Raw genomic sequence first — 14,201 nt, forward strand, 5'->3', positions numbered from 1 at the left:
GCTACTGAACCCCATTTTTCAATAGCCTGATTTAATCTTAAAAAATATATTATGAAGAAACTCATTAAACCTCTCTGCTTGTTGACCGGTCTGCTTTGTGCCCCGGCTGTTTTGCTTCATGCCCAAGTAGATGAAAAGTTGAAAGCCGACATCGTCAGCACGGGCTACGTGCACAGTCCGTTGCCGCTCGACGAGACAAAGGCTTTCGAGACATTCGGCTTGAAAAAGAAAGTGTTGGAAACTGTGATGCTGTGTGATATGGAGGATTTCTCCAAATGGTCGCACAAGGGCATCGGTAAGATTGGTTTGACTGACGAACGGAGCAAGTCCGGCAAGTACAGCCTGCGCCTGGAAGCGCCCGCCCATCCGGAAAAGATTCTCGGCTGGGGGTTGGGACGCGGTACTTGCATGGCCTCTTATGATATAGGAGGTGTGAACTGGGAAGGTTACAACCGCCTGAAGTTCTATATCTATCCCACGTGCGAAGGAGCACGCAGCATCTACCTCAACCTTTATGTGGAGAATGACGGAGAAATAAAAGTACCCGACATTTACGGTCGGGAAGGCTACCACGAAATCAATCTGAAAAATAACCAATGGAACGAATGCTTCGTCGAGATGTCTGGACTGGCGCGCGACAAGGTAACCAAGATTTCATTTGCCATCGAAGTGTTCGGCAAAGAACGTACTATGGGCGACTTCCTTCGCTTCGATGTAGATGCCGTGGAACTTCAGAAGGTGGAGAACCCGGAAACCGTAAAAGGCTGGATGCCTGCACAGAACCGCATTATCTTCTCTACTACCGGTTATAGTATAGAGAGCCCCAAAAGCGCCATTGTCAATGTGGAAAAGCACGGCGGACAGTTCCAGTTGAAGGATGCCGCGACGCAGGCCATCGTTTATACCGGTCCTGTTCGTAAGGAAAAGACCGGCCTGGGAGAGTTCGAGACGATAGACTTCTCGGACTTCAAGACACAAGGCCGTTACGTCATTCAGGTAGGGGATGTCACCACCTTGCCTTTCTATATCCATCAGGATGTGTGGGAGGATTCTGCCTGGCGTATGGTGAACTTCCTGTTCTGCGAGCGTTGCGGTTATCCCGTTCCCGGAAAGCACGGGGCTTGTCATAATGACTTGCATGCCACTTACAACGGACATATTATTCCTATAAACGGAGGATGGCACGATGCTGCCGACATGTCCCAACAGACCTTACAGACGGGAGAAATAGCCTATTCCTTGCTCTTGATGGCCGAACGCGCCAAAGAAAAAGGCAATGTCGACTTGTACAACCGCCTGATGGAAGAGGCTTTGTGGGGAATGGACTATGTGATGAAGACCCGGCTGGGCGATGGTTACCGTGCACAGACATGGGGTACCAATCTATGGACTGACGGTGAGGTAGGCACCGACGACGATGCCGGCCGCCGTGAACTGCTTGTCCATAACGGAGCTTTGGAAAACTTCCTGCTTGCAGGAATTGAAGCGTATGCCTCCATGATGGTTGAGAAGGATGAAGCCCTCAGGAGCAATCTGAAAAAGATTGCAAAGGAAGACTTCGGTTATGCCATGAAACGCTTTAATGAGTTGGGCTTTGCCGAACTGATAAAGAAGGGTGGGGGACATGCCGCCATGGCATCCGAAAGCCAGTATCACGCCAATATTTCATGGGCAGCCAGCATGCTCTACAAGCTGACCGGCGAACAGCAGTATGCCGATGAGGCCGTGAAGGCTATCCGCTACACCTTGCAGTGCCAGCGCACCGAACCGCTGAAAGACAAAGACAAGACCTGCGGCTTCTTCTACCGTGATTTGGCCAGGAAGTCCATTGTACACTATACCCACCAGTCCCGCGACTATGCCTATATGGAAGCCCTTGCCGCCCTTTGCGAGACACAGTCCGGCCATGCCGAGTATGAGCAGTGGATTCGTGCCATGAAACTCTATGGCGGTTATCTGAAGAATATCATGAAGTATGTATATCCTTATGGAATGGTGCCCAGTGGCATCTATCACAAAGATGAAGTGAAGGATTCCGCCAACTTCTACGCCGTTCAGGTAGGGATTCGCAGCGGTGCCGATAAGGATTTCGAGGAACAGCTCGAAAACGGTATCCGTCTGGATAAAGAGCATTATTTGCGCATATTCCCCGTCTGGTTCTCGTTTAAGGGAAATATTGCCGTACATTTGTCTACCGGTAAAGCTGCCGCTATCTGTGCCAGGGTACTGAAGGACAAGGAACTGAAAGACATTGCAGAACAGCAGCTCTTCTGGGTTGTAGGCAGGAATCCTTTCGGACAGTCCATGATTTATGGGGAGGGCAGCAACTATCCGCAGCTCTATACGGCACTGCCCGGAGAAACGGTAGGAGAGATACCCGTAGGTATGCAGTCTTATTTCAATGAAGATGCTCCCTACTGGCCGCAGTTCAATACGGCTACTTATAAGGAAGTCTGGGGCTCTTCGGCTGCCAGATGGCTGATGTTGGTTTCCGAATTCTAAAGCAAGATGATATGAGTGACAAGACTGTTTATTCACGGCGCAATCCGGCCATTGACATGCTGAGGGCGTTGACCATGTTCACCATGATTTTCGTCAATGACTTCTGGAAAGTGCATGACGTACCCCATTGGCTGGAACATGCCGTCTATGGTGAGGATTTTATGGGACTGGCGGATATTGTATTCCCCTGCTTTTTGTTTGCAGTGGGAATGTCCATACCTTACGCCATTGAGCGCAGATATGCCAAGGGCTTCTCGGCAGAGTCCACCTTGGGGCATATCCTTTCCCGCACCTTTGCCTTGCTGGTGATGGGGGCGTTTATAACGAACTCGGAGTTCCGGCTTTCACCGGAAGCTCCCTATCCGATAGGAGTATACTGGTTCCTGATGGCCATAGGCTTTATCGGTGTGTGGAACCAATATCCGAAACCGGCTTCCGGCACTCAGAAGAACCTTTTCCGTGCTTTTAAAATAATCGGAGTATTGGTTCTCCTTTACCTTGCCTTCACGTTCCGCAATCCGCAGGGAGGTGTATTCGGTGCCTATTGGGGAATATTGGGCTCCATCGGCTGGACCTATCTGGTATGTGCCGTAATCTATATCTTCAGCCGTGACCGGTTGCAGTATCTGCTGCCTGCCTGGGGTGCCTTTATCCTGATATGCCTGCTGGGTACGCCTTTGCGCGAGGGCTTTGGCGGTGAGGCTATCCTTGCCTTTCCCGAACGCAACTTCTATCAGGGCATGTTGTCCATCCTGCATATCGGCAACGGGGCTTTGCCCGCATTTACAATGGGAGGTGTCATCCTTTCCATTCTCAGCGCCCGCTATGCCGGCAAGGGTGACGGCTGGAAACTCCGCAATGGGCTGACGGTTGCCGTTCTGCTTCTGCTGGTCGGAATTGGGACACACCATTTCTGGATTGTGGCCAAGATGGGTGGCACTCCTCCCTGGGTGTTCTATGTGACTGCCATTTCCGTGGGGCTCTACACACTGCTCGGCTATCTGGTCAGCCATCAGGTCACAGGTTGGTTCAACCTGATACGCCCTGCCGGAACGGCTACGCTGACCACTTATCTGGTGCCTTATGTCTTCTATGGCTTTGCTGATGTGACCGGTGTTGTCCTGCCGGACTGGTTCACACATGGATTCATGGGGCTGGTCAACTGCCTTTGTTTTGCCTTTGTGGTAATCGGCGTTACCTGGGTGATGGAAAAACTGCATGTTAAACTTAAAATTTAGATAGAATGAAAAAGAGCTTTTTACCTGCATTCTTGCTGCTGTTCCTTGCGCTGGGCATGTTCTCGTGCCAGCAGGGAGCTAAGAAAACAACCAAGGAATATCCCATGTTCTGGACGTGGCTGGACTATCGTCCCGGCATGAACTTCGACTCCATCTGCCAAGTGATGAACGACATCGGCATGGATGGAATTATGCTGAATGCGCCGACTCCCGACGATTACCGGGCTGCCATACCGGTTGCCCATAAACACGGAATCGAAGTGTATGCCTGGTTATGGACCATGAATCTGGAACACGACCGTGACAAGATATTGAAGGAGCATCCCGAATGGTTCAGCGTGAATCGTAACGGCAAGAGCCTGGCAGACACTACCGCCTATGTAGGCTATTACAAGTTTCTCTGCCCGGCATTGCCCGAAGTCCGCGAGTTCATCAAGGAAAAAATCAAGGCCTACTGCGAAGTGGAAGGCTTGAATGGCATTGCCATCGACTATCATCGTTTTGTGGATGTGGTGCTTCCCACCACCTTGTGGCCCCATTATGGCATTGTGCAGGACCGTGAATACGCTGCGTGGGATTACGGTTACCATCCGGAAATGCTCAGGTTGTTCAAGGAGCAGTACGGTTATGACCCCCGCGAGCAGGAAGACCCTTCCCTCGATGTGAAGTGGCGCCAGTTCCGTTGCGACCAGATAACCGAAGTGGCCAATATGATTGCCGAAGTGGTGCACTCCTACGGCAAGACAATGGCTGCCTCCCCGTTCCCCACCCCGAAGATGGCTTCACGCATGGTGCGCCAGGACTGGGGCAAATGGAATCTCGACATCGTGTTCCCGATGGTTTACCATACCTTCTATACGGGCGATGCCAGCTTCATTTCCGACTGTACGGTTGAGAATGTACGCGACAAGAACGATATGACTACACTGTACTGCGGCATGACCGCCACCGACGGCCCGATGATGTTCGAATGCATGGATGCCGCTCTCAACAACGGCGCCCAGGGAATTGCCGTATTTACCATTCATGGACTGCGTTCTCCGGAGGTGAAGAGGCAGTTCAAGGCTTATACGGACAGTGTCAGAGCCGTGCGTGCCGCCAATGGCGGGGTGATAAAGGCTACCCATCCCGAAGTGGCGGATCCCGACCCCTTCAAGCATGAAGGCATTATGAAGCTGATGCAGGAACGCATGCAGCAAATCATAGCCAAGGCTGCCGGCAAGGAAGAGCCGGCTCCGCTGGCATTGGGCGAGTACAAGGAGGTGGATTCCTATGACGCGACACGCTGCTACCAAGTGGTGGATGAGAATAGCAAGACTACTTTTGACGTGACATTCTATCTTTACGGCGACGTTGTTTCCGGTTGGGATGTAGCAGTAGCAGACAAGGCTTCTACTAATAAGAAATGAAAGGACGTTTTATGATAGTGAGAGATTACGGGAGCAAACTCCTTCTGCTCTTGGTGTTTTCAATGGTAGGCATGGTTTGTTGCAATGCCCAGAGTGGAAAGAGCTTGTCCGTAAAGAAAGTAATGTGTACGGCTTCACCGGAAGGTGAGGCTGTGCCGTCCTTGCTGGACGAGAACGGGATAGAGTTTCAGCCTCTTGATGTGGTCAACTGGAAAGATTATCCCTACAAGCCGGAAGTGAGTTTCCGCATAGCCCATACGGGGCGCGAAATCCTGCTCCACTACAAAGTGAAGGAAGCCAGTGTGCGTGCAGTGGCCTCCGGAGACAATGGCCGGGTATGGGAAGATGCTTGTGTGGAATTCTTCGTATCTCCCGAAGGTGACGACCGCTATTACAATTTCGAATGTAACTGCGCCGGCAGGCTGCTGATTCAGGGAGGTGCAGTCAATGAGCGCCGTCCTACGGCGAGTCAGGAGGTGCTGGGCATGGTGAAACGTTGGAGCTCGTTGGCCGGCGAACCTTTCGAGGAACGTTTGGGCGAGTGCAGCTGGGAACTGGCCATGGTTATTCCCGTTTCCGCTTTCTTCCAGCATTCCGTCGGTTCTCTGGACGGAAAAACAATGAAAGGGAATTTCTACAAGTGTGGTGACAAACTCCAGACTCCCCACTTCCTTTCTTGGAGTCCTATCGGGCTGGAACGCCCCATGTTCCACTGTCCGGCCTTTTTCGGCACCTTGTCTTTTGAATAAATCTTTAGGGTGTTCTGGTGGAATCATTTGCCGTTAGCATTACTTATTGGATTGACAATTGCGGAATTATGTGTTTTTTTGTACCTTTGCACTTCCTAAATTGTAAATGCATATATGATTACCGCAGAACAACTGAAAGATATCAAAGAACGTACCGAGGCGTTGAACCGCTATCTGGACATTGAAGGAAAGAAGATACAGGTGGAAGAAGAGCAGCTCCGCACCCAGGCTCCCGGTTTCTGGGACGACCAGAAGGCTGCCGAGGCTCAGATGAAGAAAGTGAAAGGCTTGCAGCAATGGATTTCCGGCTACAATGAGGTAAAGACCTTGACTGACGAGGTACAACTGGCTTTCGACTTTTACAAAGACGAACTGGTGACTGAAGAGGAAGTGGACGATGCCTATGCCAAGGCAATCACTGCTGTCGAGGCCCTCGAACTCAAGAATATGCTTCGCGAGGAAGCCGATCAGATGGACTGTGTGCTGAAAATTAACTCTGGTGCCGGTGGTACGGAGAGCCAGGACTGGGCAAGCATGCTGATGCGTATGTATCTGCGCTATGCCGAGACTCACGGCTATAAGGCCACCATCGCCAACCTGCAGGAAGGAGACGAGGCAGGTATCAAGACTTGTACCATCGAGATTTCCGGCGATTATGCCTACGGCTACCTGAAAGGTGAGAACGGTGTACACCGCTTGGTGCGTGTTTCGCCCTACAATGCCCAGGGCAAGCGTATGACTTCTTTTGCATCCGTGTTTGTCACTCCCTTGGTAGATGATACCATCGAGGTGAACATCGAACCTGCCCGCATGTCATGGGATACCTTCCGAAGTGGTGGCGCCGGTGGACAGAACGTCAATAAGGTAGAGTCCGGTGTCCGTCTGCGCTATCAGTATAAGGATCCATATACGGGCGAAGAGGAAGAAATCCTGATTGAAAATACCGAGACACGAGACCAGCCCAAGAACCGCGAGAACGCTCTCCGCCTTCTCCGTTCCATGCTTTACGACAAGGAACTCCAACACCGCATGGCCGAGCAGGCAAAGGTGGAAGCCGGTAAGAAGAAAATCGAATGGGGTAGCCAGATTCGTAGCTACGTCTTCGACGACCGCCGCGTGAAGGACCACCGTACCAACTTCCAGACCAGTGATGTGAATGGTGTGATGGATGGAAAGATAGACGGCTTTATCAAAGCTTACCTGATGGAGTTTGCAGGAAGTGGCGAATAAATTTTCTCCCTTTCATTTGCATTCTTCCCGAATTTCTTCTTACTTTGTTCATCGTTGAACTTTAAACTATAAAACACACCATGGGAAAAAGTAAAAAGAAAGCAATGCACAGCCAGAAGGAAGAGCAACAAGCCAAGAAAGTGATGATGACGATGGGAGTAATAGCCATTGTATTGGTCATCGCCATGTTTGTGGCTTACTCTTACTGGGGCTGATAAAATCACTGGAAACGACATGCCGCAGGAGATAGAACGGAAATTCCTCGTGACGGGAGAATACAAGCCACAAGCGTATGCACACAGCCGTATCGTACAAGGATACATCAGCAGTGTACGTGGACGGACAGTACGGGTGCGCATCCGCGATGAACGGGGATTTCTCACCATCAAGGGTGCATCCAATGAATCGGGAACCAGCCGCTACGAGTGGGAAAAGGAAATTCCGCTGTGCGAAGCGCGGGAATTGCTGAAGCTGTGCGAACCGGGTATCATCGACAAGACCCGTTACCTGGTGCGCAGCGGACAGCACGTCTTTGAGGTGGATGAATTCTATGGCGAGAATGAGGGACTGACTGTGGCCGAGGTGGAACTCTCCTCGGAAGACGAGCCTTTCGTGAAACCTGCATTCATCGGACGGGAGGTGACGGGAGATGTCCGCTACTATAACTCGCAACTGATGAAACACCCTTTCACCACATGGTAGCAAACCAATTGTATGCCGTACTTGTTTAATCGTCATGGAGAAACTTTACGACTACCTGCCAAGAGAACTGGTCACCTTCCTTTTGGTCACTGTATTCTCTTTACTCATCGGGCTTTCACAGCGTAAAATCAGCTTGAAGCGCGAAGGGGAAACTACGCTTTTCGGTACCGACCGCACCTTCACTTTTATAGGCATTCTGGGCTATCTGCTCTATATCCTCGACCCTACGGGCTATCGTCTGTTCATGGGAGGAGGAGCCATTCTGGGACTGCTGCTCGGACTGAACTATTATGTGAAGCAGTCACAGTACCATGTGTTCGGAGTAACCACCATCATTATTGCACTCATCACCTACTGTATTGCTCCCATTGTGGCCACGCAGCCGTCGTGGTTCTACGTCATGGTCATAGTGACCGTCCTGCTCTTCACCGAGCTGAAACACACCTTCACGGAACTGGCCCAGCGCATGAAGAACGACGAGATGATTACGCTTGCCAAGTTCCTTGCCATCAGCGGCATTATCCTGCCGATGCTGCCCAATGAGAATCTTATTCCCGGCATCAACCTGACGCCATACAGTATTTGGCTGGCCACGGTGGTTGTATCGGGCATTTCCTACCTTTCTTATCTGTTGAAGCGTTACGTTTTCCATGAGTCGGGCATTCTGGTTTCGGGCATCGTGGGAGGCTTGTACAGCAGCACGGCTACCATTTCCGTACTGGCGCGAAAGAGCCGTAAGGCTTCTGTGCAGGATGCTCCCGAATATGTGGCAGCCATGTTGTTGGCGGTCAGCATGATGTTCCTCCGTTTCTTGATATTGATAGGTATTTTCAGCCGGGAGACGCTACTGGCCATTTATCCCTACCTGCTGATAATGTCGGTGGTAACGGCAGCCGTGGCATGGTATCTGCATTCCAAGCGGAAACGGGTGGACGACGGCACGCAGACCACGGAGGACGAGGACAGCAGTAATCCGTTGGAGTTCAAGGTAGCGCTGATTTTTGCCATGCTGTTTGTGGTGTTCACTATCTTGACCCACTATACGCTGGTGTATGCCGGCACGGGTGGACTGAACTTGCTCTCTTTCATTTCGGGGTTCAGTGACATTACTCCTTTCATCCTGAACCTGCTTCAAGGAACGGGCAGTGTGGCGGTGCTGGTGATTACGGCTTGCAGCATGCAGGCTATTGTCAGCAATATAGCGGTAAACATGTGCTACGCGTTATTCTTTGCCGGTGGAAAAAGCCCTTTGCGGCCGTGGATATTGGGGGGATTCGGCTCTGTTATTGCCGCAAATATCTGTCTGTTACTTTTCTTCTATTTTCTCTAAATTGCTTTCTTTTTGCTTTTTTAACTCCGAAAGTCTCGTAAATGCATGAAAAAGGGGCTATTTTTGCCGAATTCATTGTGACAAAACTCGAACGGGAAACGTCTAATACCAAGACAATAAACATGAATAGTCACTAAATATAAAAACGCAATGAGAACAAAATGGACTGTGCTGCTATGGATGCTGATGATTTCGGGACTGCTTGCAGCGCAAAACACGGCAAACACTTCTTTCCAGGTTAAAGGAATTTTGCTCGACTCACTCACCCAGGAGGGTGAACCTTATGCTACCATTAAAATCGTGAAGAAAGAGGCCCCTGCAAAGGCGCTGAAAATGCTGGTAACGGACATGAAAGGCCAGTTCCAGGAGAAAGTACCCGGTACGGGCAACTTCGTGATGACCATCACTTCCGTGGGACGTACTCCCATCGTGAAGGACTTTTCTGTGAAGGCAGGGGAGAAGCTGGTGGACTTCGGCACGCTGTATATCGTAGATGCCTCCAATGAGCTGGGGCAGGTGGAAATAGTGGCACAGAAGCCTCTGGTGAAGGCAGATATTGACAAGATAGAGTACAATGTGCAGGATGACCCTGACGCCCAGTCGAACTCCGTGCTGGAAATGCTTCGCAAGGTACCGTTGGTAACGGTGGATGGCGAGGACAATATTCAGGTGAACGGGAGTAGCAGCTTTAAGGTATATGTCAACGGAAAGCCCAACAACATGATGAGCAACAACCCGACGGAAGTGCTGAAAAGTATGCCTGCAAACAGTATCAAGCATATTGAAGTGATAACCAATCCCGGCCCCAAGTATGACGCCGAGGGTGTGGGCGGTATTCTGAACATCGTCACCGTGGGCAGCGGACTCGAAGGCTATACGGCTACGTTCAGTGCCAACGTCAGCAACCGCGGTGCAGGCGGCGGGGCATTCGGTACCATAAAGAGCGGAAAGCTGACCGTCAGCGCCCGCTACAATTACAATTACAACGACCAGCCCCGCAACTACAGCAGTGGTAGCCAGCATGTGACACCGGAAGCTGTTACGGAGAATTCTTCCAATCTGGACTATGACGGCAGCAACAAGGGACACGGTTCTTTCCAGTCGGGCAGCATGGAGGCCAGCTACGAAATAGATACATTACGCCTGGTCACCATGTCTTTCGGACTTTGGGGCGGCGGGAACAAGAGTAACGGCTCTACGGATTACATCGCTACTTTTCCGGAGAACATAAACGCTGCTCCCATTTACAGCTACTCTGCCTTCAACCGCAGCAAGTCTTCCTGGTATTCCATCGACGGAGGTATCGACTACCAGCGTCTGTTCAAGGTCAAGGACCGCATGCTGACGTTCTCCTACAAGATAAACACCCGTCCGCAAACGTCGGATTCCTATACGGAATATGAAATAGACAATGGCTATAACCCCGATTGGGCAGACTATCTGAACCGTTTGAAGAACCAGCATAACGACGGTGAGCAGAATACCACGGAGCATACGTTCCAGGCCGACTATACCACGCCTATCGGCAAGCTGCATACATTGGAGGCAGGTGCCAAGTACATTCTGCGCAACAACTCCTCCGAAGACGACCGTTTTGATGCGGACGATACCGGAAAGTATGAATACAACAAGGACCAGAGCTCACACTACAAGCATTTGAACGATATTATCGCCGCCTATCTGGGATATGGACTGAAGGTGAAGAGACTTTCGGGCCGTTTGGGATTACGCTACGAGCATACCATCCAAGATGTGAAGTATCTGGTGGGCCGCGGCGAGGATTTCACAAAGAACTTCGACGACGTAGTGCCTTCCGCTTCTATCGGCTACAAGCTGACGGATATGTCCAATCTGCGTTTGGGGTACAACATGCGTATCTATCGTCCGGGAATCTGGTCTCTGAATCCTTATCTGAATGATACGGACCCCTCCTATATCAGCCAGGGTAATCCGAAGCTGGACAGTGAGAAGAGCCATGCTTTCAACTTGAGTTACAGTAACTTCACACAGAAGTTCAATATCAATATCTCGGCCCGCTACTCGTTTACCAACAACAGTATTGAGAATGTGACAAGGCTCATGCCCGATACGGAGATTGAGGGATTGAAGAACCCCACGGGCAAGGATGTGCTTTATTCTACCTATGCCAACATCGGCAAGACCCGTTATGCCAGTGTGAACGGTTACGTCAACTGGAATGCCACTCCACGTACACGTATCTACATGAACATGAGCGGCAATTACTCTTATCTGGAGGGCAGTGAAGGCATGCGTAACGATGGCTGGAGCCTCTTTGCCTACGGCGGTGCACAGCAGACGCTGCCCCATGACTGGCGCATCAGTCTGAATGTCTTCGGACAGACGCCGTGGATTATGCTGCAAGGTAAGGGCAGCAGCTTCTTTGATTATGGCTTGAGCGTCAACAAGTCCTTCTTGGACAAGCGCCTCACCTTGTCTGCCTTTGCCAGCAACTTCTTCAAGAAGTATATGGACCAAAGCTCCACCACCGAAGGCAGCGGTTTTATACGGGAAAGCAATTATAAGTACAGCCGCCAACGCTTTGGCATAAGCGTCAGCTACCGTATCGGTGAGTTGAAGGCAAGCGTGAAAAAGGCTGCGCGCACTATCAGCAATGATGATGTGAAGAGCGGTGGCAGTGGTTCCGGTGGCGGCGGTGAATAGGTTGTAAATACATCCCCTTCTGAAACTTGTACCTCGCTATTCATCAGAGAATACAAGTTTCAGAAGGGGATTTTTTATGATAGTAAGTTACTTGCTGACTGTTGAGAACCCCAACTCCTTCAACCCTTTCTGCACATCCGGATGACTCATGAAGAGCTTCCACAGCAGTCCCGACCGATAATTCTCGAGCATGACGGCTATCGGGCCCTGGTCAATGGCGAGGTAGCGCTGCGGATACCAGTTGTCCGTTTCGCTGAAAGCATCGTAGAAGCCATAGGGGCCGAAGACCTTATCTCCCATCTCGTAGAGGTGGCGCATCACTTGCAACGACTGTTCCGGGGTATAGACGATGGATGACAAGGCGGCAGTTGGAGAGATGACTCCCTGGTCGTCGCGTTCGTTGGGAGCGTGGGCGGCATATCCGTTGACGGAGTAGCTGGCTGTCAGTCCCCAGCAGTCGGGCCCGAAACCTTTGTAGTGCTTGGGGTTGCGGACACAGTAGGCACGGTTCACAAGCGTCAGGTTACGCATCTCGTCGAAGTAGTTGGCGCAGTATTCATCCTTCAGCCCGATGGGGTCGAGGCCGAGAAACGAGTATTGTGCCCAGAAGAGCGGTCCGGCTTCTGTGCCTTGATAGCGCAGATGCAACTCGATATTCTCCACTTTATGAGGGTCTACAATGGCCCCGTTCTGCGCCCAGCCCTCGTGATAGACTGCTGCAGGCACGCCGTGGGTAGGCGAGGCGGCGGCAAGGATATACATGATGAGGCATTCGTTGTAACCGTGTACGGGAAAGTTCATTTCCCAACCGTATTCCGAACTCCAGTGCCAATAGAGCACGTTCTGGCCGTTCTGGCGGTAGAAGTTCCAGTCCACTTCGCGCCACAGCTTGTCGATGCGGGCGGCGAGGGCTTGCTCGGCGGGCGAACCGTCGATGTAGTACTGGTGGACGGAGAGCAGCGCCTGCATGATGAAGGCTGTTTCTACCAGGTCGCCGCCATTGTCTTTCTGCCCGAAGGGTTTCACCTTGCCCGTATCGCCATACCACCAGTGTGGGTAGGCACCGTGGAAACGGTCAGCGGTTTCGAGGAAGGAGACGATTTTCTCCATTCGTTCCAGCCCTTCCTGGCGGGTGACATAGCCGCGGTCTATACCGGCAAGTATAGCCATGATGCCGAAGCCGCTTCCACCGGACGTGATTACGTTCTGGTCGTTCTCCGGATAGACACCGTCCATGTGGATGCGTTCGCGTGCCAGTCCGCTGTTGGGCTCGGCACCTTCCCAGAAGTAGTTGAAGGTACGGCGCTGTACGGTGTCCATCAGGGCATCGTCGCTCAGCCGGTCTTCTTTGGCGGCGGGGCTTTTGCATTGCGTGAAACCGAGCAACAGCAGGAACAATAATAAACAGTATTGTATTTTCATTGTACCAATGCTTACTTGTTTTTTTATCATTTACTTATCTATATTCATTGCACGGTCAATTCAACAAGTATAGGACAGTGGTCGGAAAGGTAGCTGTTCTCCGGTTTGTCTTGGATAACGCGGTAGCGGTCTATCTTTGCGCCTTTGGTCACGAAGACATAGTCCAGCAGTACGCGTTCCTCCACCGGCAGACGGCCGAAGTCATGGAAAGACCAGGACGGACCGTAGGTGACGGCAGCTGTCTTTGCGGCATTTTCCATTCCTCCCTTTTCCAGCGTTTGCAGAGGTTCTTCACCGGGCGTACAGTTAAAGTCACCGGTGATGATGGCGGGCATGTCCGGTGCTATCTCCTTGATTTTGTCGAGAATGAGTTGCACGCCCTCTTTGCGGGCTGTCTTTCCGTCGTTGTCCAGATGGGTGTTGAAATATACAAACTTTTGTCCGTTGTTCTTTTCCTGCAGTATCGCCCAGGTGGTGACACGGTTGTAGGAAGCGTCCCAGCCCTTGATGCCGATAGTTTCGGGTTGCTCGCTGAGGGAGAAATTGCCGTATTCCACCAGTGTAAACCGGTCGGTCCGGAAGAATATCGGGCAGTATTCGCCTGCTTCCTTGCCGTCGTCGCGCCCCACACCGAGTGCTGTGTATTGCGGCAGCCCGCGTTTTAGGTCTTCCATTTGGTTGTGAAGCACTTCCTGCATGCCCAGCAAGTCGGGGCTGTAGTAGGCTATCATACGGCAGGCGTCACCCTTGCGGTAATTCCAGTTGTTTACACTGTCCGAAGGAATATCCAGGCGGACATTGAACGTCATCACTTCCAGCGGCTGTCCGTTCTGTGCGGAGGGCTGGCTCTTGCAGCTGCCAAGGAGCAGAATGCTGCAAAAACAAAGAAGTAAAGTAGTATATCTCATGTTTTCTTGTTTTTAGAGTGCAATATTAA

Annotated in this window: 11 protein-coding genes; 9 read left to right on the forward strand and 2 right to left on the reverse strand. The window is 51.3% G+C overall.

The features are described from left to right. The first annotated feature begins 51 nt into the window (after positions 1-51). The 9 genes from CSD97_RS00520 to CSD97_RS00555 all read left to right on the forward strand — a co-directional run bounded on the left by CSD97_RS00520 (position 52) and on the right by CSD97_RS00555 (position 11,842). Positions 52-2,502, forward strand: a complete 2,451-nt coding sequence (locus CSD97_RS00520) for a glycoside hydrolase family 9 protein (RefSeq protein ID WP_005834585.1) — start codon at positions 52-54, stop codon at positions 2,500-2,502. A gap of 11 nt (positions 2,503-2,513) precedes the next feature. Beyond that, entirely contained in the window at positions 2,514-3,740 is a 1,227-nt protein-coding gene (locus CSD97_RS00525) for a DUF5009 domain-containing protein (RefSeq protein WP_098031816.1), read from the forward strand. Positions 3,741-3,745: 5 nt separating this feature from the next. Next, entirely contained in the window at positions 3,746-5,149 is a 1,404-nt protein-coding gene (locus CSD97_RS00530; protein ID WP_005834590.1) for a family 10 glycosylhydrolase, read from the forward strand. After that, complete coding sequence (locus CSD97_RS00535) at positions 5,146-5,898, forward strand: carbohydrate-binding family 9-like protein (protein WP_009037711.1); 753 nt, start codon at positions 5,146-5,148, stop codon at positions 5,896-5,898. Before CSD97_RS00530 ends, CSD97_RS00535 begins: the two co-directional genes overlap by 4 nt. Before the next feature lie 114 nt (positions 5,899-6,012). Further along, positions 6,013-7,128, forward strand: coding sequence for a peptide chain release factor 2 (gene prfB / locus CSD97_RS00540; RefSeq protein ID WP_005830350.1), 1,116 nt, complete (start codon positions 6,013-6,015; stop codon positions 7,126-7,128). Positions 7,129-7,208: 80 nt separating this feature from the next. After that, the gene (locus tag CSD97_RS19175) at positions 7,209-7,343 is read left to right on the forward strand and encodes a hypothetical protein (RefSeq protein ID WP_005830349.1); all 135 of its coding nucleotides are present in this window, start codon (positions 7,209-7,211) and stop codon (positions 7,341-7,343) included. A 19-nt stretch (positions 7,344-7,362) separates the two neighbouring features. Continuing rightward, positions 7,363-7,830 (forward strand): CYTH domain-containing protein, encoded by a 468-nt coding sequence (locus CSD97_RS00545; protein ID WP_005834595.1) that lies wholly within the window; start codon positions 7,363-7,365, stop codon positions 7,828-7,830. 34 nt (positions 7,831-7,864) lie between these two features. Further along, positions 7,865-9,160, forward strand: a complete 1,296-nt coding sequence (locus CSD97_RS00550; protein WP_005830344.1) for a DUF4010 domain-containing protein — start codon at positions 7,865-7,867, stop codon at positions 9,158-9,160. Positions 9,161-9,310: 150 nt separating this feature from the next. Then, positions 9,311-11,842, forward strand: coding sequence for a TonB-dependent receptor (locus CSD97_RS00555; protein WP_008662721.1), 2,532 nt, complete (start codon positions 9,311-9,313; stop codon positions 11,840-11,842). A gap of 87 nt (positions 11,843-11,929) precedes the next feature. Here the strand turns inward: CSD97_RS00555 and CSD97_RS00560 are convergent, their stop codons facing one another. Together CSD97_RS00560 and CSD97_RS00565 are read right to left on the reverse strand one after the other, a co-directional pair. Further along, complete coding sequence (locus CSD97_RS00560) at positions 11,930-13,264, reverse strand: glucoamylase family protein (protein WP_098031817.1); 1,335 nt, start codon at positions 13,262-13,264, stop codon at positions 11,930-11,932. A 44-nt stretch (positions 13,265-13,308) separates the two neighbouring features. Beyond that, the gene (locus tag CSD97_RS00565; RefSeq protein WP_008662722.1) at positions 13,309-14,172 is read right to left on the reverse strand and encodes an endonuclease/exonuclease/phosphatase family protein; all 864 of its coding nucleotides are present in this window, start codon (positions 14,170-14,172) and stop codon (positions 13,309-13,311) included. Between the last annotated feature and the right edge of the window lie 29 nt (positions 14,173-14,201).

Origin of the sequence: Bacteroides sp. AR29, assembly GCF_900217715.1 — a bacterium.
GTDB lineage: Bacteria > Bacteroidota > Bacteroidia > Bacteroidales > Bacteroidaceae > Bacteroides > Bacteroides uniformis.

Coding starts and splice junctions, on each gene's coding strand:
- CSD97_RS00555 (WP_008662721.1), top strand. CDS start 9,311: ATGAGAACAAAATGGACTGTGCTGCTATGGATGCTGATGATTTCGGGA.
- CSD97_RS00545 (WP_005834595.1), top strand. CDS start 7,363: ATGCCGCAGGAGATAGAACGGAAATTCCTCGTGACGGGAGAATACAAG.
- CSD97_RS00520 (WP_005834585.1), top strand. CDS start 52: ATGAAGAAACTCATTAAACCTCTCTGCTTGTTGACCGGTCTGCTTTGT.
- CSD97_RS00530 (WP_005834590.1), top strand. CDS start 3,746: ATGAAAAAGAGCTTTTTACCTGCATTCTTGCTGCTGTTCCTTGCGCTG.
- CSD97_RS19175 (WP_005830349.1), top strand. CDS start 7,209: ATGGGAAAAAGTAAAAAGAAAGCAATGCACAGCCAGAAGGAAGAGCAA.
- CSD97_RS00565 (WP_008662722.1), bottom strand. CDS start 14,172: ATGAGATATACTACTTTACTTCTTTGTTTTTGCAGCATTCTGCTCCTT.
- prfB (WP_005830350.1), top strand. CDS start 6,013: ATGATTACCGCAGAACAACTGAAAGATATCAAAGAACGTACCGAGGCG.
- CSD97_RS00525 (WP_098031816.1), top strand. CDS start 2,514: ATGAGTGACAAGACTGTTTATTCACGGCGCAATCCGGCCATTGACATG.
- CSD97_RS00550 (WP_005830344.1), top strand. CDS start 7,865: ATGGAGAAACTTTACGACTACCTGCCAAGAGAACTGGTCACCTTCCTT.
- CSD97_RS00560 (WP_098031817.1), bottom strand. CDS start 13,264: ATGAAAATACAATACTGTTTATTATTGTTCCTGCTGTTGCTCGGTTTC.
- CSD97_RS00535 (WP_009037711.1), top strand. CDS start 5,146: ATGAAAGGACGTTTTATGATAGTGAGAGATTACGGGAGCAAACTCCTT.